The organism is Micromonospora sp. DT43, assembly GCF_049841645.1.
GTDB lineage: Bacteria > Actinomycetota > Actinomycetes > Mycobacteriales > Micromonosporaceae > Micromonospora.
The window spans coordinates 121,550-140,962 of sequence record NZ_JBNCKR010000007.1 but is presented as its reverse complement, the minus strand read 5'-3'; the positions used below and the strand labels follow the sequence as shown (position 1 = coordinate 140,962).

Here is a 19,413-nt window from a genome sequence, read left to right as displayed (position 1 = left end):
ACCGGCCGGGACGCGACAAGCGGTGCCCGCCGGGCCGTTTCAGCGGGCCGGGGCGTGGGCCGCGAGGGGGTTGGCGAGGGTGCCGACGAACTGCAGGGCGGCCGACGGGTCGGCCAGGTCGACCATCTGCTGGTTGTCGCGCAACTGGAGCCGGTTGAGGCAGGACAGCGCGAACTCGGCGGCGAACAGGTCGTAGTGGCGTACCCGCTCGGCCAGGTGCGGCACCCGATCGAAGTAGTCGGCGGCGCAGGCCGCGACCGTGCCCCAGAAGGCGTCCTCGGTGAGCACCCCGGCCTCGACCAGCACCGCGCCGAGGTGGCGCAGGAAGCAGTCCACCACGTCGGTGAAGATGCTCAGCAGCTTGGTGTCGTCGGGCACTTCGACCTGGATCCGCCGCACCTCCGCCGGCAGCTCGACGTCGGTGTTCAGCACCGCGATCTCCTCGGCGATGTCCTTGAAGATCACCCGCTCGACGGTGTCGTGCTCGTCGAGGACCAGGATGACGTTCTCGCCGTGCGGCATGAAGGCCAGGTCGTGGGCGTAGAAGCTGTGCAGCAGCGGGGTCAGGTAGGCATCCAGGTAGCGGCGCAGCCACACCTCGGGCGCCAGGCCGGACCTGTCGATCAGGGCCGCCGCCAGCGAGCCGCCGTCGTCGTCGGTGTGCAGCAGCGCGGCCATGGTGGACAGCCGCCGCCCCGGGGCCAGGCCGGGCACCGGGCTCTCCCGCCACAGCGCGGCGAACATCTTGCGGTACGGGGAGGTGCGCTCGGTGGCCGCCTCGTACTGCCGGTGCCGGTAGCCGACCGCGGCCCGCTCCCGGATGATCGTCAGCCCGGTGCCGGCGAGCACCTCGTCGCCGGCGATCAGGTCGGCCAGCCAGTCGTTGATGGCGGGGGTGGCGGCCATGTACGCGGCCGACAGCCCGCGCATGAAGCCCATGTTCAGCACCGACAGCGCGGTCTTGACGTAGTGCCGGCGCGGCTCGGTGACGTTGAAGAACGTCCGGATCGACTGCTGCGCGAGGTACGAGTCCGGACCGGGGCCGAGGTGCACCAGCCGACGCTCGGCCAACTCCCCCGCGAAGGTGACGGCAAGCTTGTTCCACCACTGCCACGGGTGCGCCGGGATGAGGTGGTAGTCGGCGAGGTCCAGCCCGAGCTCGGCCATCGTGGCGGCGAACCGGGCCCGGGTCTCCGCGTCCAGCTCGCCGGCGATCAGGGCGTCGTAGTCCAGGTCGCCGGCGCTGCTGAACGTCGAGTGGTCCCGGTGCGCGGCCAGCCACTCCAGGCGTACGGGCGTGGCGGCCTCCGGGGCGTAGCGGTGGTACTCGTCGACGCCGAAGCCGAGCCGGCCGTTGTTGGCCACGAAGCAGGGGTGGCCCTCGGTCATCGACGTCTCGATGGTCTGGAAGTCCGCCCCGGCCAGTTCGGCGGCGCTCGGCAGGGACTGGGCCAGCTTGTAGGCGGTACCCGCGAGGGTGGAGGTGATCTCCTCCAGGTAGACCGGGAGCACCCGCGCGGACAGCCCGAGGGCGTCGCGCAGCTCGACGATCAGGTCCACGGCGTCGGGCGGCACCGCGACGCCGTCGCGGTGCCGGGTGATGCTGGCGGCGTCGATCTGCCAGTGCTCCAGCGCGAGCACCCGGGCCGCGAAGCGGTAGGTGACGCTGCCGTCGTCGCTGCGGACCTCGTACCACTGCCTGTCGTCGGGGCCCGGCACGGGCTGCGGGGTGAGCAGCCGTTCGTGGGTGAACTCGGCGAGCGCCTTGCAGACCAGCATCCGGTTGGCCCGCGCCCAGCGCTGCGGGGTGAGATGCGCGACCGGGTCGCCGGGCGCGGCCGCGGTGGTAGGGGTGGAGGGCGCGACGGTCGTCTGGGCGGGGACGGCGGTGGAGGTCACGCCGGGGCTCCTTCGGTTCGGGTGGCACTGGCAGGATCGGCGGCGGGCCTGGCGGCGGCCTGGAACTGGGCTCGGGTGCAGACGCTGAGCAGCGCGTCCTTCTCCGGCTTGGCGATCGGGCCGACGACAGCGAAGCCGACGGCGGCGTTCAGCGCGTGCACGGCGGTGTTGCGCACGTCCGGTTCGACCACCACCCGCTCGGTCGCCGGGTCGGCGAAGAGCCAGGCCATGACGGTGGTGATCACCGCCCGGGTGAAGCCGTGCACGGGGTCGCCGGCGGGCGCGCACAGGAAGTGCATGCCCACGTCGCCGGGCTGGGCGTCGTACAGGCCGACCAGCTCGACACGGGCCGGGTCGTAGCGCTCGGCCAGGAAGGCGGGCTCCCCCCGCCACAGCCCGAGGTACGCGTCGTGGTGCGGGTGCGCGGCGATACGTCGGTACTCCTCGATCACCTGGGCCTCGTCGGCGTCCTGCATCAGCCAGAACGCCGCCTTCGGGTGGGTCACCCAGCCGTGCAGCAGCGGGGCGTCGGCCTCCGGTTCGAGGGTACGCAGGGCGAACGCGCCGAGCCGGTCGTCGACGCGGGTGAAGACGACGCTCACGACGTCACCCCGGCCGGGGCGCCGAACTCCTGGAAGGTGATGCTCTTCTCGATCGGGTAGTGCTCCCGGCCGAGCAGCTCCCGGATGATCCAGGAGTTGCGGTACGCGCCCATGCCCAGGTCGGGTGAGGTGATGCTGTGCGTGTGGGTGCCCGCGTTCTGCAGGAAGATGCCGCGCCCACTGTGGTCGATGCTGTAGTTGCGGGCCACGTCGAACCGGCCGTGCGCGTCCCAGCGGATCCGCTCGCGGACCGGGGTGAGGAACTCCGGCACCCGGTAGTGGTAGCCGGTGGCCAGCACCAACCCCTCGGTACGCAGGGAGAAGTCCCGCTCCTGCTCCACGTGCCGCAACCCGAGCCGGTACTCCCCGTCGTGGTGTGCGGCGTCGACAAGCTCGGTGTTGGTCAGCAGCCGGGTGCGTACCGGCCCGGCGACGCTGTGCGCGTAGAGCATGTCGAAGATGTCGTTGATCAGGTCGGCGTTGATCCCCTTGAACAGGCCCTTCTGCTCGGCCTCCAGCCGGTAGCGGGTCGCCTCGGGCAGCGCGTGGAAGTAGTCCACGTAGTCCGGTGAGGTCATCTCCAGCGTCAGCTTGGTGTATTCGAGGGGGAAGAACCGGGGCGAGCGGGTGACCCAGGTGAGCTGGTAGCCGTACCGGTCGAGGTCGCCGAGCAGGTCGTGGTAGATCTCGGCGGCGCTCTGCCCGCTGCCCACCACTGTGATGCTGCGCTTGGCCCGCAGCGCGTCGCGGTGCTCCAGGTACCGCGAGTTGTGCACGGCGTCGCCGGGCAGCCCGGCCACGGCGGCGGGCAGGTGCGGCGGGGTGCCGGTGCCGAGCACCAGGTGCCGGGCGCGGTACTCGACGCTCTCGGACCCGCTCGTGGTGGCCCGCACCACGTACCGCTCGTCGGCGCTGTCGTACTCGACTGTGGTCACCGTCTGGCCGAAGCGCAGGTTCGGCAGCTTCGCCGCCGCCCACCGGCAGTACGCGTCGTACTCGCCGCGCAGGGGGTAGAAGCTCTCCCGGATGTAGAAGGGGTAGAGCCGGCCGATCTCCTTGAGGTAGTTGAGGAAGGAGTACGGCGACGTCGGGTCGGCGAGGCTGACCAGGTCGGCGATGAACGGGGTCTGCAGGCGGGCCGACTCCAGCAGCATGCCGGGATGCCAGGCGAGGCTCGGGCGGGCTTCCAGGAACACCCCGTCCAGCTCGTCGATCGGCGCGGTGAGGCAGGCCAGGCCCAGGTTGTACGGGCCGAGCCCGATGGCGATGAAGTCGTGGGTGGACATCTTCTTCTCCAGGCGCGAGTTCGGGTCAGCCGACGGGGCAGGTCAGGTCGGCGGCGGCGCGCTCGCGCACGTACCGGCCGGCGTGACCGGCGATGAGTTCGAGCACGTGGCCGACGTCGTCGACTGTGGTGGCCGGGTTGAGCAGAGTGAACTTGAGGAAGTGTCGACCGTCCACCCGGGTGCCGGCGACCACGGCGAGGCCGGAGGCGGCCAGCGCCTCCCGGGCGTGCAGGTTGGCCGCGTCGGTGAACTCCCGGCCCGCGCCGGTGGGCAGGTAACGGAAGACCACTGTGCTCAACTGCGAGCGGGTCACCACCTCGAAGCGGGGGTCCTCGCTGACGAGTTGCCAGGCGTCGGCGGCCCGGTCGACCACCTCGTCGAAGAGCGCGCCGAGCGCGTCCGGGCCCATCACCCGCAGGGTCAGCCAGAGCTTCAGCGCGTCGAACCGGCGGGTGGTCTGGAGGCTCTTGTCGACCTGGTTGGGGATCTGCTGCTCCACCATCCGGGCCGGGTTGAGGTAGTCGGCGTGGTACGTGGCGTGCCGCAGGACCTGCCGGTCGCGAACCAGCAGCGCGCTGGAGCTGACCGGCTGAAAGAACGACTTGTGGTAGTCGACTGTCACCGAGTCGGCCCGTTCGATGCCGTCGAGCAGGCGCCGGCGCGTCGGCGAGACGAGCAGGCCGCAGCCGTACGCGGCGTCCACGTGCAGCCAGACGCCTGCCGCCGCGCAGATCCCGGCCAGGTCGATGAGCGGGTCGATGGAGCCGAAGTCGGTGGTGCCGGCGGTGCCGACGACAGCCATCACGACCTGCCCGGCCTGCCGGCACCGGGTGATCTCGTCGCGGACGGCGGCGGGCCGGATCCGCCGCTGCGCGTCGGTGGACACCGCGATCACCGCGTCCGGGGCGAGCCCGAGCAGCTTGGCGGACTTCTGCACGCTGAAGTGCCCGGCGGCGGACGTGAGCACCCGCAGCCGGGGCAGCAGCTCGGCGCGTGCCGCCGGGGTGGTCGCGTCGGCGCACGCCTCCTCCCGGGCCAGCAGCAACGCCTGGAGGTTGGACTGGCTGCCCCCGCTGGTGAACACGCCGTCCGCCTCCGGGCCCAGGCCGATCCGCTCGGCGGTCCAGTCGATCAGCCGCCGCTCGATGAGTGTCGCCCCGGCGCTCTGGTCCCAGGTGTCCAGGGAGGAGTTGACCGCGCTGAGGACGGCCTCGCCGAGCAGCGCCGGGATGACCACCGGGCAGTTGAGGTGGGCCAGGTAGCGGGGGTGGTGGAACCAGACGGCGTCGCGCAGGTAGACGTCCTCCAGCTCGTCCAGGGCCGCGCCGGCGTCACCCAAGGGCCGGTCCAGGTCGACCCGGTCCACCAGGGGGGCCAACTCGGCAGGTGTGACGCCGGTGCCGGGCCGGTCCACCGCGGCGACCCGGCGGGCGACCCGGTCGACGCCTGCGGCGATCGTCCGCCGGTACTGCTCGACCGAGCCGTCGTGCAGCAGCTGCGCCCGCGCGGCGGACTTCTCGGCGGCCGTCGACGGCAGCACCGCGGCGGCCGACGCCGGCGGCAGGATGCCTGTCGACGGCGGTGCGGGGACGGCCGGCGCGGGCGGGTCGGGCTCAACGGGGTACGTCGGCACGGTCACGGGATGTCCTCCACGTTCTCGACGATGGGCAGCCGGAACCCTCCCCCGGCGCGTTCGAGCGCCGGGGGCCGTGCTGCGTTTGGCGGTGGGTCGTTGATCAGGCGGTGGCGGCGGCAAGTGCCTCGGCGCGCACGTCCTCCTCGGAGAGCCCGCGCCGCCAGTAGCCGGCGAAGGTCACCCGGCGGCGGTCGATGCCGCGCTCGCCGACCAGGTGCCGGCGCAGCGCCCGCACCGCGCCGGACTCGCCGGCGATCCAGGCGTACGGCTTGCTGGCGGGCAGGCGGGCGGCACGCAGCGCGCTGACCAGCAGGTCGCTTCCGGGCGGGGTGCTGCCGCGCACGATCCACCGGATCTCGGCGTCGGCCTCGGTGGGCAGCTCGGTGATGTCCCCGGCGTCGGGGACCTCGATCCAGGCGCGGACGCGGGTGCCGGCGGGCAACCAGGCCAGGATGCCTGCGGTGGCCGGCAGCGCGGTCTCGTCGGCGACAAGCACCACGAGGTCGGTGTCGTCCGGCGGGCGGAAGCAGACGCTGCGGTTGTCGTGCACCGCCGGGCCGAGGAGCAGCACCCGGTCGCCGAACCCCGCCAGGCTGGCCCAGCGCGAGGCGGGACCGGTGCCGCCGTGACCGACGAAGTCGATGTCCACCTCGCCGGCCTCCGGACGGTGCTCCCGGATGGTGTACGAGCGCATGACCGCGCGGACATCCGACGGGAGCGCCCGCCAGGCGGCGAACCAGTCCTCGCCCCGCTCGACCGGGACGACAGGGGTGTCCTGTCCGGGGTGCGGCAGGAACAGCGAGACGCTCTGGTCCCGGCCGCCGCCGGCGAAGTCGACGAGCTCCGCGCCACCGAGGGTGACCCGGATCAGCGAGGCGCCGACCTGGCGGGCCCGAACGACGTGCGCGGCGAAGAAGCGGTACTGCAGGGCGACGGGTTCGACGGTGCTCGTGCTCATGGCGTCAGCTGACCTTCTTCGCGTTCCGGATGGCGGTCGCGAGGTTCTCCAGCAGCGGCGCGGAGCCTGCGTACGAGAAGCGGGGCACCGCGTCCCACGGGGTCACCTGGTTGGCCTTGACCGCCGGCAGTTGCTGCCAGGTCGGCTTGGCGGCGAGGTCCTTGGGCTGCAACGCGGTGCTGCGGTTGTCCAGCAGGATCAGGTCGGCGGGGAACTTGCCGGCGTTCTCCCAGCTGAGCGCCTCGAAGTAGTCGCCGGCTTCGAGCTTGGTGGGCACCACGATGTCGACGCCCAACTCGGCGAAGTACATGAGGTCGGTGCTGACCTTCGGGTTGGACACGTAGAACAGGTCGGGGCTGCCGGAGCAGGCCATCACCTTGATGCCGGGGTTGGCCTTGACGGCCTGCCGGACGGCGTCGGCTGCGGCGTCGAAGCGGGCCTTCGCGTCGGTGACCTTCTTCGCGGAGAGGTCGGCGCCGAGCGACTCGGCCAGCGCGGCGTACCGCTCGATGGGCTTGGTCATCGGTACGCGGGCCGTGGTGATCGCCACGCTGGGCGCGAGCGGAAGGATCTTGTCCTTGCTCTCGTCCGGCACGTACCAGAGAGCGTCCGGGTCGTACATGTGGGTGACCAGCAGCTCGGGGCGCAGAGCCGCGTACTTCTCCAGGCTGAACTCGCCCCACACGTTGCCGAGGACCTCGACGGCCTCGACGTTGAGGTCGCCGGCCTGCGGGTCGGCCGTGCCGTCGGCGCGCTTGGTCTCGCCGAACACGCCGACGAGCTGCTTGTCGAGACCGAAATCGACCAGTGCTGCCGCCACTCCGGTGAAGGCCACCACGCGCGCCGGACGGGTCGCCGTCTCGATCTTCTTGTTGCGGTCGTCGGTGAACGACCACGGGCCACCGGCATTGCCGCTGCCAGCGGGCTTGGCCGCATCGTCCTTGCCGCAGCCGGCGAGGAGCGCGGCCAGCGTGGCGGCGCCGCCGGCGGCCAGCAGGCCACGACGAGAGAGGCGACGGGCGGACAGTGCATCGGGCATGGTGTCGTCTTTCGATCAAGGGAAGGTCGGGGTCGACCGGGACAGCGGGGTTAGGTTAGCCTAACCTCGGTTGTTGTCAACAGCGGTTCGCCGTGTCGCCACACTCCCGGAGCCCACACTGGACGCCACACCCACCGTCATCACGCCGGCACGTTCCGTGTCGGACCTGTCGACGGCCCCTCCCCCGAAGCGACGCCGGGCGGCCCGCGCCGTCGGCCTGCTCGGCGCCGTGGCGCTGCTCGGCGTGATCCTGGTGCTCAGCATCGCGGTCGGCGCGAAGTCGTTGCCGCTCGCCGACGTCTGGTCCGGGTTGCTGCACCACGACGCGGCCGAGTACGCGGTGGTGCACCGGATGCGCCTCCCCCGCACCCTGCTCGGGCTGCTCGCCGGCACGGCGCTCGGAGTGGCCGGCGCCGTGATGCAGGCCCTCACCCGCAACCCCCTCGCCGACCCCGGGCTGCTCGGCATCAACGCCGGCGCGTCCGCCGCCGTGGCCGTCGCCGCCACCTTCGTGGGCGTCACCGCCATCGGCGGGTACGTCTGGTTCGCGCTGCTCGGCGCCGCGCTCGTCACCGCGCTTGTGTACGCCGTCGGCGGCGGGCGCGGCGCGACCCCGGCCCGCCTCGCGCTGGCCGGGGCAGCGCTCAACGCCACCCTGTACTCGTTCGTGAGCGCGGTCATGCTGCTGGACACCGCCTCGCTGGACCGGCTGCGGTTCTGGACTGTCGGCTCGCTGGCCAGCGCGGACTCCACGACCGTGACCCGGGTGGCGCCGTTCATCCTGGTCGGCCTGCTGGTCGCCCTCGGCGCCGCCCGTCCGCTGAACGCCCTTGCGCTCGGCGACGACGCGGCCCGCGCCCTCGGCGCCCGACCGGCAGTGATCCGGGCCGCCGTGATCGTCGCGGTCACCCTGCTCTGCGGCGCGGCGACCGCCGCCTGCGGCCCGATCGTCTTCGTCGGCCTGCTGGTGCCGCACCTGGTACGCGTACTCACCGGGCCCGACCTGCGCTGGTTGCTGCCGTACTGCGCGGTGCTCGCGCCGGTGCTGCTGCTCGGCGCCGACGTGCTGGGCCGGGTGCTCGGCCGGCCCGGTGAACTCCAGGTCGGCATGGTCACCGCAGTGCTGGGCGGCCCGCTGTTCCTGTGGCTGGTCACCCGGGGACGGGTGGCACACCCGTGAACGCGCGCACCAACGGGTTCAGCACGATGACGGTTCTGCGTACCCCCGGGGGGTTGTCGGTGCGGTTCCGCCCCCGCGCCCTGGCCGTGGGCCTCGGCGCGGCGGTGCTCGCCGCCGGGCTCGGCCTGGTCGCGTTGGGCAGCGGCGACTACCCGATGGGCCCGACCGACGTGCTGCGCGCCCTGACCGGCGGCGGCAGCGTGGCCGAGCAGTTCATCGTGACCGAGTTGCGACTGCCCCGGCTGGTCACCGCCCTGCTGGTCGGCGCGGCGCTGGCGCTGGGCGGCGCGGTGTTCCAGTCCCTGGTCCGCAACCCGCTGGGCAGCCCGGACATGCTGGGCTTCACCCAGGGCGCATCGACAGGCGCGCTCGTGGTGGTCGTCCTGGGGGGCGGCAGCCTGGCCCTGGCCGGCGCCGCGGTCGTCGGCGGGCTCGCCACCGGCCTGCTGATCTACGCGCTGGCCTGGCGGCGGGGCGTGCACGGCTACCGACTCGTCCTGGTCGGCATCGGCGTCGCCGCGATCCTCACCGGCGTCAACGGCTACCTGCTGACCCGGGCCCCGCTGATGGACGCCGCCCGCGCGGTGCTCTGGCTGACCGGCAGCCTGGACGGGCGGGGCTGGCCCAACGCCGGGCCGCTGCTCGCCGTCACGGTGGTGCTCGCGCCGCTGGTGCTCGTCGGCTGCGGCCCAGCGTTGCGGATGATGGAACTGGGCGACGACACCGCAAGCGCCCTCGGCGTGCCGCTACGCCGGCTGCGCCTGGTGCTGCTCGCCTCGGCGGTGCTGCTGGTCTCGTTCGCGGCGGCGGCCGCCGGCCCGGTGTCGTTCGTGGCGCTCGTCGCGCCGCACGTGGCCAAACGGCTGACCCGGGCACCCGGCCCGAACCTGCTGCCGTCGATGACCCTCGGCGCGGCACTGCTCGTCGGCGCCGACCTGGTGGCCCAGCGCGCGTTTCCCGGGCACCAGCTTCCGGTCGGCGTGGTGACCGGAGTGCTCGGCGGCGGCTACCTGGTCTGGCTACTGGCCGTCGAACGCCGGGCGGGCCGGCTGTGAACACCCCTGACGCGATTCAAGGAGCATCCATGACGTCCCGCCTCGGCGGCACCGCGCTGACCCTCGCCTACGATCGGCGCACCATCTCCGAGGACCTGACGGTGGCGGTGCCCGACCGGTCGTTCACGGTGATCATCGGGCCGAACGCGTGCGGCAAGTCGACGCTGCTGCGCGCGCTGTCGCGGATGCTGCGCCCGAGCGCCGGCGCGGTGCTGCTCGACGGTCGGAACATCCACGACCAGCCCGCCCGCACGGTGGCCCGTACCCTCGGCCTGCTGCCGCAGTCGTCGATCGCCCCGGACGGGATCGGCGTCGCCGAGCTGGTCGCCCGGGGCCGCTACCCCCACCAGGGTCTGCTGCGGCAGTGGTCACGCGAGGACGAGCGGATCGTCGACGAGTCGATGGCCGCCACCGGGGTCGCCGACCTCGCCGACCGGCCGGTGGACGAGCTGTCCGGCGGCCAGCGGCAGCGCGTCTGGATCGCCATGGCGTTGGCCCAGCAGACCCCGCTGCTGCTGCTCGACGAGCCGACGACGTACCTCGACATCGCCCACCAGATCGAGATCCTCGACCTGTGCGCGCGGCTGCACGAGGAGCAGGGCCGTACGCTCGTCGCGGTGCTGCACGACCTCAACCACGCCGCCCGGTACGCCACCCACCTCATCGCGATGCGCGACGGGCAGGTGGTGGCCGCCGGCGACCCCCGCGAGGTGGTCACCGCCGACCTGGTCGCCGAGGTGTTCGGGCTGCCCTGCCGGGTGATCGACGACCCGGAGACCGGCACCCCGCTCGTCGTCCCGGCCGCCCGCCGTCGCGCGCCCGAGCCGGCATGAGGCCGGGGCTCTTCCGCGACAGGTGGGGCGTCCCGCACGTACGCGCCGCCGACCCGCTCGCCCTCGCAGCGGCCCAGGGTCGGGTGACCGCGTACGACCGGGCGTGGCAGATCGAGGTGGAACGGCACCGGTCACAGGGCACCACTGCGGCATTCCTCGGCGTCGACGCGCTCGGCTGGGACCGCTTCGTACGCCAGGTCCGGCTCGACGACACCGCCCGCCGTTGCCACGCCAACCTTGACGAGGCGACGGCCGAGTGGGTGGGCGCGTACGTCGACGGGGTGAACGACGGCCTCGCCGCCGGGGCGGCCCGGTCACCGGAGTTCGCCGCCACCGGGCTCGTCCCGGGCCGGTGGGAGCCGTGGACGCCCCTCGCCGTGTGGCTGGGCCACCACATCCTGTTCGCGGGATTTCCCGGCAAGCTGTGGCGCGAGCACGTCGCGCAGCGCCTCGGCCCGGCGGCGGTCGAGGCGTTCGCCACCGACGGGCCGGCAGTCGCCGGCAGCAACGGGTGGCTGCTGGCGGCCGAACGCACCGGCACGGGCGGCGCGCTGCTCGCCGGTGATCCGCACCGGTTCCTCGAGGATCCGGGCGTCTACCAGCAGATCCGGCTGGCCTGCCCGGAGTACGACGTGGTCGGGCTGGCCGTGCCCGGAGTGCCGGGCATCGCGCACTTCGGCCACACCGGCGCGGTGGCGTGGGCGATCACCAACGCGATGGCCGACTACCAGGATGTCTACGCCGAGCGGTTACGCCGGCGGGGTACGCGGGTGCAGGCGCTCGGCCCGGACGGCTGGCGGGAGGCGCACGTCCACGTCGAGACGATCGAGGTGGCCGACGCGGACCCGGTGCGTGTGGAGGTGGTGGAGACCGACCGGGGGCCGGTGATCGCCGGTGGGCCGGACGACGAGACGGCGGTGAGCCTGCGCTACCCGCCCCGGGTCCGCGGCGAGGTGGGCTTCGCGGCGTTACCGGAACTGCTGCGCGCCCGTAGGGTGTCCGATGTGGACTCCGCGTTGCGGCACTGGGTGGAGCCGGTGAACGTCGTGCAGGCGGCGGACACCGCCGGCGGGCTGCTGCACCGGGTCGCCGGGGCGGTGCCGCAGCGGCATCCCGACAACGGCCGGCGGGTGGTCCCCGCCTGGGAGACCGCGTACGCCTGGCGGGGTTGGCACGCGCCGCTGCCTCGCGCGGAGGTGACCGGCCGGGCGGTGATGGCAAACGAGCGAGGGCTGGCGGCGTCGCTCGGCGTCGAGTTCGCCCCTCCGCACCGGGCACGTCGGATCACCGAGCTGCTCGATGCCGGCCGGGACTGGACGGCCGAGGAGATGGCCGTCGTGCACACCGACACGTACCTCGGCTCGGCCGGGCCGCTGCTGGCGGTGCTGGGCGGGCTGACCGGGCTCGGCCCGGCCGCCGCCGCGCTACGCGACCGGCTGCTGCGCTGGGACCGGCGAATGACCGCCGACAGCACCGACGCGGCGGACTTCGCCCTCCTGCGGGCCGCAGTCGTCCGCCGGATCGCCGCCGATCCCGCCCTCGCCACGCTTGCCGAGCCGCCGGCGTACCCCCAGGTGTTCGCGCCCTGGTTGGCGCTGACGCCGCGGGTCGGCTACGCGCTGGAGCACCTGCTCGGCGGCACGTCGCTGCCCGGCCTCGACGCGGCGGCGGCGGTACGCGCGGCGGCCGAGGAGGTCGCGGACGCGGCGGACGGCCCGGTGAGCTGGGGTGACCTGCACCGGCTGACGCCGTGGCGGGCGCTGCCCGACCCGGACGCCACTCCCGGTCCCCGCCTCGACGGCGACCACGACTGCGTGCTGGCCACGTCCAGCGTGCCAGGCGTCACCCACGGCTGCTTCCGGGGGCCGGCCGCGCGGTTCGTCTGGGACCTGGCCCGACGCCAGGACAGCCGCTGGGTGGTCCCGCTGGGTGCCTGCGGGGTGCCCGGCGACCCGCACCACGACGACCAGCAGGCCGCGTGGCTGGCCGGCGAGCTGCTGCCGGTGACCACCGACTGGGAGCGCCTCACCGAGGAGTCGGATGAGCACTGACGAACCGCACTACCGGCGCGACGTCACCGGTTTCGGGGTGGTCACCGTCCGCCCGGTGCGTCCGGACGAGGACGCCTACCTGCTGCACGGCTGGGTCACTGCCGAACGCGCCCGGTTCTGGGGGATGCGCGAGGCCAGCCGCGAGCGGGTGCGCGAGATCTACGCGTACCTGGACTCGCTGAGCACCCACCACGCGTACCTGGCACATCGCGACGGCGTACCGGTGGCGCTTGTGCAGACGTACGAGCCGGGGGCCGATCCGGTCGGCGGGTGCTACGAGGTGCTCCCCGGCGACGTCGGCGTCCACCTGCTCGTCGGGCCGCCGGTGACCGCCGAGCGGGGTTTCACAGGCGCGCTGTTCGGCGCGATCCTGGAGTTCGTCTTCGCCGACCCGGGCCGGCTGCGGGTCGTGATGGAGCCGGACGTCCGCAACGAGCGGATGCTCCGGCGGCTGCGGCGCAGCGGCTTCCGGACCGGCCCGGTGATCGACCTGCCGGAGAAGCGCGCTCTCCTGCACTTCCTCGACCGGCAGGCGGTCGCCGGCTGACGCCACGAGGGCACCGGCCGCCGGCCGGGGTGCGTGGGGCACCCGACCGGCGGCCGGCCGTCGGAACGTCAGCGCAGGCCGAACGCCCTGGTGATGCTCTGGCTCACGGTGTTGCCTGCCGCGTCGCGCGCGGTGGTGCGCAGGCTCACGAAGCCGGCCTTAGCCGGCGCGGCCAACGTGGTACGCCAGCCGTCGCCGTGTCGGGTCAGCCGCTGCTTCTGCCAGGTCTTCCCGTCGTCGTAGGACACCTCGACGGTGACCCCGCCGATCGTGCCCGTGACACCGGGCAGGTGGGAGGCCACCACTGTCAGCGGCGCCCGCCGCGACGCCCGGCCGGCGGGGTCGATGGCCACCTGGTAGTCCAGCTGGATCATCGGTAGCACCGCCGACGACTCCGCGCCGGTGGCCGCCGAGCTGAAGCCCCACTCGGTGCGGGTCTGCCGGGAGTACGGGTTGGTCCAGGCGGCCCTGTCGTTCTCCACCACCAACCGGTACGGCAGGCGCTGCGCGGCCAGCCCGGAAACCTGGAGATACTCGGCGTTACCCCAGTCCAGCTCCGTGTCGCCCTGGTACAGGGTGGTCCGGTTGACCATGTCGTAGTTCGCGTACGCCTCGCCGATGTGGCCACCGCCGTCACCCCAGCCCGGCGCGGGCAGGTAGACGGTGTCCAGGTAGCGCACCGGCACGTAGCCGCCGCCCATCCGGGGTCGCTGGATCGGCCCGAACCACTGCACGCTGCTCGGCCGGTCGGCCCGGTAGGTGGCCACCTCCATCAGGTGCTGGCCCGTCTCGCCGGCGATGAACGCGTCGTCGATCCACCGCTGGTCGGCGCTCACCCAGTCGGTCCGCCGGCCCTGCGCCGGTGCGGGCTCCTGGTTGCTCGACGCCCAGCCGCGCCAGACGTCGGTGCGGAACTCCAACGCCTTGCCCTGCCGGTAGTTGCGGAACTCCACGTCGACCCGCGCCAACTGCCGCCTCGTGGGCCGGTAGGTCGGGTCGGCCGGCACCGTGCCGGTCCAGTGGTGCGCCACGTCGTACAGGTAGGTGGTCTCCGGGTGCGAGTCGACCGTGAGCCGTAGCGGGCCGCGCCCCAGTGCCGCGATGAGCTGGTCGCCCTCGTCGGCGCCGAGCGTCGCCACGGTCACCGGGGCCGGGCTCTCCGGGCTCCACGGCGCCTCGTCCCACGGCTGGAGGCGACCGACGCCGTCGTTGACCACGAGCAGCAGCGTCGCGCCGGCCGCCGCGGCGGCCTGCGCCTGGGTGGCGATGTCCACACTGTCGCTGCGGCGCACCACCACGGCCCGGTCGCGGACCGGACGCTTGGCGAGTCCCGTCGCCGACGCGTCGGCGACGTAGACCGCGTCCAGCTGGCGACGACCCGCCGGCAGCGCCGGGGTCGCCCGCTTCACCAGCAGATCGTCGTACGAGCGGCCACCCGCCGAGAAGGTCAGGGCCGGCTGCTCCAGCCGCCACCGGGCGCCGAACTCGAACTCGCCGTCGGTCACCGGGCGGCTCGTCGGCAACGCCCACATGCTGTCGTACGAGTCGTCGGGCAGCACCTGACTCTCGGTGAGACCGTTCTTCGTGGACCGGTGGATGTCCATCCGCAGGGCGCTGGCGGTGGCCTCCTGCGGCACCTCGGCGCGTACCTGCCGGGCGGCCCGCGCGTCCAGGGTGACGGTGCGGTCGGCGGTCAGGTTGACGTCGGCGAAGCTGAGCATCGCCATGCCCTTGGAGTGGGGCCCGTGCGCGCCGCGCACGTCGGCGGTGAGCCAGCCGCTCCAGCTCGCCACCGGCAGCCGCAGCGTGGCGGTGCCGCTCTCGGGCAGGTCCACAGCGGTGAACAGGCCGTCGGTGGTGAGGATGACCTTGCCGGCGAGCGGCTTGCCGTCCCGGTCCCTGGCGACAAACGTCAGGTTCTGCCGCTGGCCCTCCTTGGCCGCCCCGATCAGGGTGCGACCACGAACCGTACCGGCGTCGTCGGTGGCGATGATCGCGCCACTGACCTGCTTCTCGACCGGCAGCTTGTCGTACGCGGCGGTGAGCGTCACCGTCGCGGTGCCGGCGGCGGGCACGGTGACCGTGCCGGCGGACAGGGCGAAGAGGCCGGCCGGCGCGGTCGGCGCGTCGAGGGCCAACCGCAGGGTGACAGGCGCGCTGCCGACGTTTGTGTAGGTGACGGTCCGGTCGACTGTCGCGCTCGGCTGCTGCGGCCACGCCTGGAAGCCGGAGTAGGCGCTCGGGGTGGCGAAGACCGTGGCGTGCACGGCGGCGACCGCGTCCACCCGGCCGGCGCCGGCCTGGTACGGGGTGTAGCCCGGGGTGGCCTTGACGGTGCTGACCAGCGCCTCCTTGATGCGCTGACCGGTCCAGTCGGGGTGCGCGGCGGCGACCAGCGCGGCCGTGCCCGCCACGTGCGGCGTCGCCATCGACGTGCCGCTCATCAGCGTGTAGTCCCCGCTGCCGCGTACCTGGTGGGAGCGGGCGGCCAGGATGTCCACGCCGGGCGCGGTGATCTCGGGCTTGAGCCCACCGTCACCGGCACGCGGACCCTGGCTGGAGAAGTCGGCGAGGTGATCGGTGGAGTCGACGGCGCCCACGGTGAGCGCGGAGTTCGCCGCGCCCGGGCTGCCGATGCTCGCCGGGCCGCTGTTCCCGGCCGCGATCACGAAGAGCGCGCCGGTCTCGGCGCTGAGCCGGTCGACGGCCTGGCTCATCGGGTCGCTGCCGTCGGTGGCCTCACCGCCCAGGCTCATGCTGACGACCCGGGCCTTCTGCTCGCGGGCGGCCCACTCCATCCCGGCGATGATCCACGAGTCCTGCCCGCTGCCCTCGCTGTTGAGCACCTTGCCGACGTGCAGCCGGGCGCCCGGAGCGACGCCGCGCTCGACACCACCGGACGCGGCGCCGGTCCCGGCGATGGTCGAGGCGACGTGTGTGCCGTGTCCCTTGTAGTCGAGGATGTCGGGCTCCTCGGGCACGAAGCTGCTCGACTCGGCGATCTGCCCGGCGAGGTCCGGGTGCTCGGCGTCCGCGCCGGAGTCGAGCACCGCGACGTCGACACCGGTGGCGGTGTTGCCCTCGGCCCAGACGGCCGGGGCGCCGATCTGAGCGGTGGACTCGGCGAGGTCGGCGTGCACCCGGCCGTCCAACCAGACCTTGGCGATGCCGTTCGCCAGCGTCGGCGCGTCTCCGGTGCGGCGGGCCGTACCTGCGGTGAGCGCGCCCCAGAACCGGTCGGCGGTGCCGCGCGGGCGGGTCAGCGCCGCGCCCCGCACGCTGTCCAGCGGTCGGACCAGCTCGGCACCGTCCACGGTGGGCCGGGTGCGGGAGCGGGCCGCGGCGTCGGTGAGCGTGACGATCAGCGGGAGCGCGTCGGTGTGCGCGTCGTCGTACCCGTCGGCGATGAGGTCGGTGACGTTGAACAGCTGCCGGTCCAGCAGGCCCCCGGTGACGTACGGCAGCGCCGCGTCCGGGTAGACGTAGGTGTCGCCGTCGAGCACCGTACGGTGGAACGTCGGCGTGCTGCCGTCCGGCCGGCGGACGGTCGAGACGGTGCTGCCGTCGGCCGCGGTGGTGACGGTGACCGTGTCCCCGGTGATGAGGGTGACGGTCGACGCGCGGCCCGGGGCCGCCGGCGGCTGGCCGGTGGGGCGATCCGGGTTTCCCGGCGGGGCGGCGGACGCCCCCGTGCCGGGTGGGGTGAACCCGGCGGCCAGAGTGAGGGCGGTGCCGAGGGCGATCAGCCCGGATCGGCGGCGCCTGGAAGACAGAGCCACGATGACCTCTTTGTGTCGAGGAGCGGTACGCAGCACAGCATCACGGCAACGCCTGTTCCTCGTACCCCGCTGTCCCCCGGCGCATTGACGCCATGGCGCAATCGCGCCACCCCGTGGTCAGCGTTTGTGGTTTGTCAGCTTGGCCAGCTGGTCCAACTGGTTGGGGTCGGAGAGGGCCGAGCCGACGGCTGCCACCCGGACGCCCGCGTCGAGGAACGCGGCGGCGTTGCCCGCGTCCAGGCCGCCGGTGGCGACGAAGCGCAGCTGCGGCAGGGGGCCGGCCATGGCCTTGAACCACGCCGGTCCGAGGGAGATCGCGGGGAACGCCTTGAGCCAGGTCAGGCCGTGCCGCAGCGCCTGCTGCGCCTCGGTCGGGGTGGCCACGCCGGGCAGGTGCGGCAGGCCACGCGCGGCTGCGGCGTCGGCGACCGCGAGGTCCAGACCGGGCGCGACGGTGAACGCGGCACCCGCGTCGGCCGCCGCCGCGACCTGCTCGACGTCGAGGACGGTGCCGGCGCCGACGATCCGGTCCCGCGCGGCCCCCGCCTCGACGGCGGCGCGCAGGGCCGGCACCGCGTCGGGGGTGGCCACCGGCACCTCCACCACGTCGATGCCCAGGTCCCAGGCGCGCTCGGCGAGCCGGACGGTCTCGGCGACAGGCAGGCCGCGCAGGATCGCCATCACCCGGGCGCCACCGAAGATGTGGTCGAAGTCAGCTGTGGTCATGGTCCACTCCATCCGAGGTCACGGGAGATCTGCTGGGTGGTGGCCAGCAGTCGGGGTAGCACGTGGCGCAGGTCGGCGAGGGTGGCCACCACCGTCGGAGCGGTCACCGACACCGCCGCGGTCACCGACCCGTCGGCGTGGCGCACCGGCGCGGCCACACAGGTGATCAGCGGTTCGAACTCGCCGTCGTCGGCGGCCCAGCCCCGCTCGGCGACGGCAGCCAGCTCCGCGCGCAGCGCGGCCGGGTCACAGATGGTGGCCGGGGTGTACGCCGGCAGCGCGCCGCCCTCGACCAGCCGGGTCAACTGCGGGCGGTACGCGAGGACCGCCTTGCCGACCCCGCTGGCGTGCAGCGGGGCGGTGCGGCCGATCCGGGAGTACATCCGCACCTGGCCACGGGCCTCGATCTTGTCCACGTAGACGAGGTCGTCGTCGACCAGCTGTGCCAGGTGGATGGTGTGCCCGCAGTCGCGGCCGAGCGCCGCCAGGTGGGGGCGGGCCACCGCGCGCACGTCCAGCGAGTCCAGTGCCTGCTGCGCGAGGTCGATCAGCCGCAGGCCCACCGTCCAGCCGCCGTCGGTGCGGCGGGCGAAGCCACCCGACTCGAGGGTCTGCAACAGCCGCAGCGCGGTGGACTTGTGCACGCCCAGGTCGGCGGCCACGCCACCGAGCTGCGCGGGCTCGCGCGCCAGCAGTTCGAGCACGCGCATCGCCCGGTCGACGCCCTCGGACACCCCTCAGCCCTCCGCCGATGCGGTGGTCAGGTCGGGTGGTGACCAGGGTCCGTCGAGCAGCCGCTGAAACCAGGACCACGCCGGCAGCGGCGCGTTGTCGCCGGCGCTGCCCAGCGCCTGCGCGGCGACGAGGTGACCGAGGCGCAGCCGCCGCGTCGGGTCGAGGTCGCGCAGCAGCCCGGCGAGGTAGCCGGCGGCGAACGCGTCGCCGGCCCCGACCGGCTCCACCACCGACACGCGGGGCGCCGGGACGATGACAGGCGCGGCGTCGCGGCCCAGGACGGTGGCGCACACGGCGCCGTCCTTGACGACAACCGTCTGCGGGCCGGGCAGCAGCCGACGGACCGCAGTGGCGTCGGCGGTGCCCCAGAGGGCGTACGCCTCGTCCTGGCCGACGAAGACCAGGTCGCAGCGGTCGGCGAGGTCACGCAGCACCGGCGCGGCCCGCTCGGCGGGCCAGAGGCGGGCCCGGTGGTTGACGTCGAAGCTGACGAGCGCGCCCGGCAGCGGCCGGTCGGTCACCGCGTGCTCGACAAGCGCTCGGCAGGAGGCGGAGAGCGCCGGGGTGATCCCGGACAGGTGCAGCACCCGCGCGCCGGCAAGCCGTGGGTCGGCCAGCGCGCCGGGGTCCATCCGGGACGCGGCCGAGCCCGCCCGGTAGTAGTGCACGGTGGTGGCCGTCGGGCCCGGATCCTTGACATAGAGGCCGGTGGGGGCGGCAGGGTCCACGCCCACCAGGTCGACGTGGACGCCGGCGTCGGTCACGTGCCGGACGACGGCCCGGCCGAAGGGGTCGTCACCGACCCGGCTCACCCAGGTCGTCGGGTGGCCGAGTCGGGCCAGGTAACCGGCCACGTTGGACTCCGCGCCGCCGACCGAGACAGTGACCCGCTCGGCGTGCTCCAGCGGCTCGCCCGGCGGTGGGCACAGCACGACCATGGTCTCCCCCACCGTGACCACCTCGACCGGCGGGGAGCCGGCCGGGGCGGCAGCGCGGTCGGGTCGGGGCTTGCTCGACATGGCGGCACACGTCCTCGGGGAGGGGGTCCGGAGTGCCGCCGAGCCTAGGCGCGTTGTGCCAGACGAGC

The 19,413-nt window shown here is 73.7% G+C and carries 15 protein-coding genes; 5 read left to right on the top strand and 10 right to left on the bottom strand.

From position 1 onward, the window contains the following. Positions 1–39 precede the first annotated feature (39 nt). From ACLQ26_RS18745 to ACLQ26_RS18720, 6 genes are all read right to left on the bottom strand, one after another. Complete coding sequence (locus tag ACLQ26_RS18745; protein WP_425745824.1) at positions 40–1,779, bottom strand: IucA/IucC family protein; 1,740 nt, start codon at positions 1,777–1,779, stop codon at positions 40–42. A 116-nt stretch (positions 1,780–1,895) separates the two neighbouring features. After that, on the bottom strand, positions 1,896–2,501 hold the full coding sequence (locus ACLQ26_RS18740) for a GNAT family N-acetyltransferase (RefSeq protein WP_425745625.1): 606 nt from the start codon (positions 2,499–2,501) through the stop codon (positions 1,896–1,898). Further along, positions 2,498–3,787 carry a lysine N(6)-hydroxylase/L-ornithine N(5)-oxygenase family protein gene (locus ACLQ26_RS18735; RefSeq protein ID WP_425745624.1) on the bottom strand — a complete coding sequence of 430 codons (1,290 nt, stop codon included), beginning with the start codon at positions 3,785–3,787 and terminating at the stop codon, positions 2,498–2,500. Before ACLQ26_RS18735 ends, ACLQ26_RS18740 begins: the two co-directional genes overlap by 4 nt. 25 nt (positions 3,788–3,812) lie before the next feature. Further along, positions 3,813–5,426 carry a pyridoxal phosphate-dependent decarboxylase family protein gene (locus ACLQ26_RS18730; protein WP_425745623.1) on the bottom strand — a complete coding sequence of 538 codons (1,614 nt, stop codon included), beginning with the start codon at positions 5,424–5,426 and terminating at the stop codon, positions 3,813–3,815. A 97-nt stretch (positions 5,427–5,523) separates the two neighbouring features. After that, positions 5,524–6,381 (bottom strand): siderophore-interacting protein, encoded by an 858-nt coding sequence (locus ACLQ26_RS18725; protein WP_425745622.1) that lies wholly within the window; start codon positions 6,379–6,381, stop codon positions 5,524–5,526. A 4-nt stretch (positions 6,382–6,385) separates the two neighbouring features. Next, positions 6,386–7,420: an ABC transporter substrate-binding protein gene (locus ACLQ26_RS18720; protein ID WP_425745621.1), complete on the bottom strand. Its 1,035-nt coding sequence runs from the start codon at positions 7,418–7,420 to the stop codon at positions 6,386–6,388. A 157-nt stretch (positions 7,421–7,577) separates the two neighbouring features. On the opposite strand from ACLQ26_RS18720, the gene ACLQ26_RS18715 reads away from it, so the two are divergent. Genes ACLQ26_RS18715 through ACLQ26_RS18695 form a run of 5 tightly spaced genes read left to right on the top strand, consistent with a single transcriptional unit; the run spans position 7,578 to position 13,086 of the window. Continuing rightward, positions 7,578–8,600 (top strand): FecCD family ABC transporter permease, encoded by a 1,023-nt coding sequence (locus ACLQ26_RS18715; RefSeq protein ID WP_425745620.1) that lies wholly within the window; start codon positions 7,578–7,580, stop codon positions 8,598–8,600. A gap of 26 nt (positions 8,601–8,626) precedes the next feature. Next, positions 8,627–9,655, top strand: a complete 1,029-nt coding sequence (locus ACLQ26_RS18710) for a FecCD family ABC transporter permease (protein WP_425745823.1) — start codon at positions 8,627–8,629, stop codon at positions 9,653–9,655. Positions 9,656–9,684: 29 nt separating this feature from the next. Further along, the gene (locus tag ACLQ26_RS18705; protein WP_425745619.1) at positions 9,685–10,488 is read left to right on the top strand and encodes an ABC transporter ATP-binding protein; all 804 of its coding nucleotides are present in this window, start codon (positions 9,685–9,687) and stop codon (positions 10,486–10,488) included. Beyond that, on the top strand, positions 10,485–12,539 hold the full coding sequence (locus ACLQ26_RS18700) for a penicillin acylase family protein (protein WP_425745618.1): 2,055 nt from the start codon (positions 10,485–10,487) through the stop codon (positions 12,537–12,539). Before ACLQ26_RS18705 ends, ACLQ26_RS18700 begins: the two co-directional genes overlap by 4 nt. Next, positions 12,529–13,086: a GNAT family N-acetyltransferase gene (locus tag ACLQ26_RS18695; RefSeq protein ID WP_425745617.1), complete on the top strand. Its 558-nt coding sequence runs from the start codon at positions 12,529–12,531 to the stop codon at positions 13,084–13,086. The genes ACLQ26_RS18700 and ACLQ26_RS18695 overlap by 11 nt, the downstream gene beginning before the upstream one ends. 68 nt (positions 13,087–13,154) lie before the next feature. Here the strand turns inward: ACLQ26_RS18695 and ACLQ26_RS18690 are convergent, their stop codons facing one another. From ACLQ26_RS18690 to ACLQ26_RS18675, 4 genes are all read right to left on the bottom strand, one after another. Beyond that, a complete protein-coding gene (locus ACLQ26_RS18690; protein WP_425745616.1) occupies positions 13,155–16,865 on the bottom strand; it encodes a S8 family serine peptidase in 3,711 nt (1,236 codons plus the stop codon). 117 nt (positions 16,866–16,982) lie between these two features. Next, positions 16,983–17,591, bottom strand: coding sequence for a bifunctional 4-hydroxy-2-oxoglutarate aldolase/2-dehydro-3-deoxy-phosphogluconate aldolase (locus ACLQ26_RS18685; RefSeq protein ID WP_425745615.1), 609 nt, complete (start codon positions 17,589–17,591; stop codon positions 16,983–16,985). Then, positions 17,588–18,325, bottom strand: a complete 738-nt coding sequence (locus ACLQ26_RS18680) for an IclR family transcriptional regulator (RefSeq protein WP_425745614.1) — start codon at positions 18,323–18,325, stop codon at positions 17,588–17,590. Before ACLQ26_RS18680 ends, ACLQ26_RS18685 begins: the two co-directional genes overlap by 4 nt. A gap of 3 nt (positions 18,326–18,328) precedes the next feature. Beyond that, a complete protein-coding gene (locus ACLQ26_RS18675) occupies positions 18,329–19,345 on the bottom strand; it encodes a sugar kinase (RefSeq protein ID WP_425745613.1) in 1,017 nt (338 codons plus the stop codon). Positions 19,346–19,413: the final 68 nt, after the last annotated feature.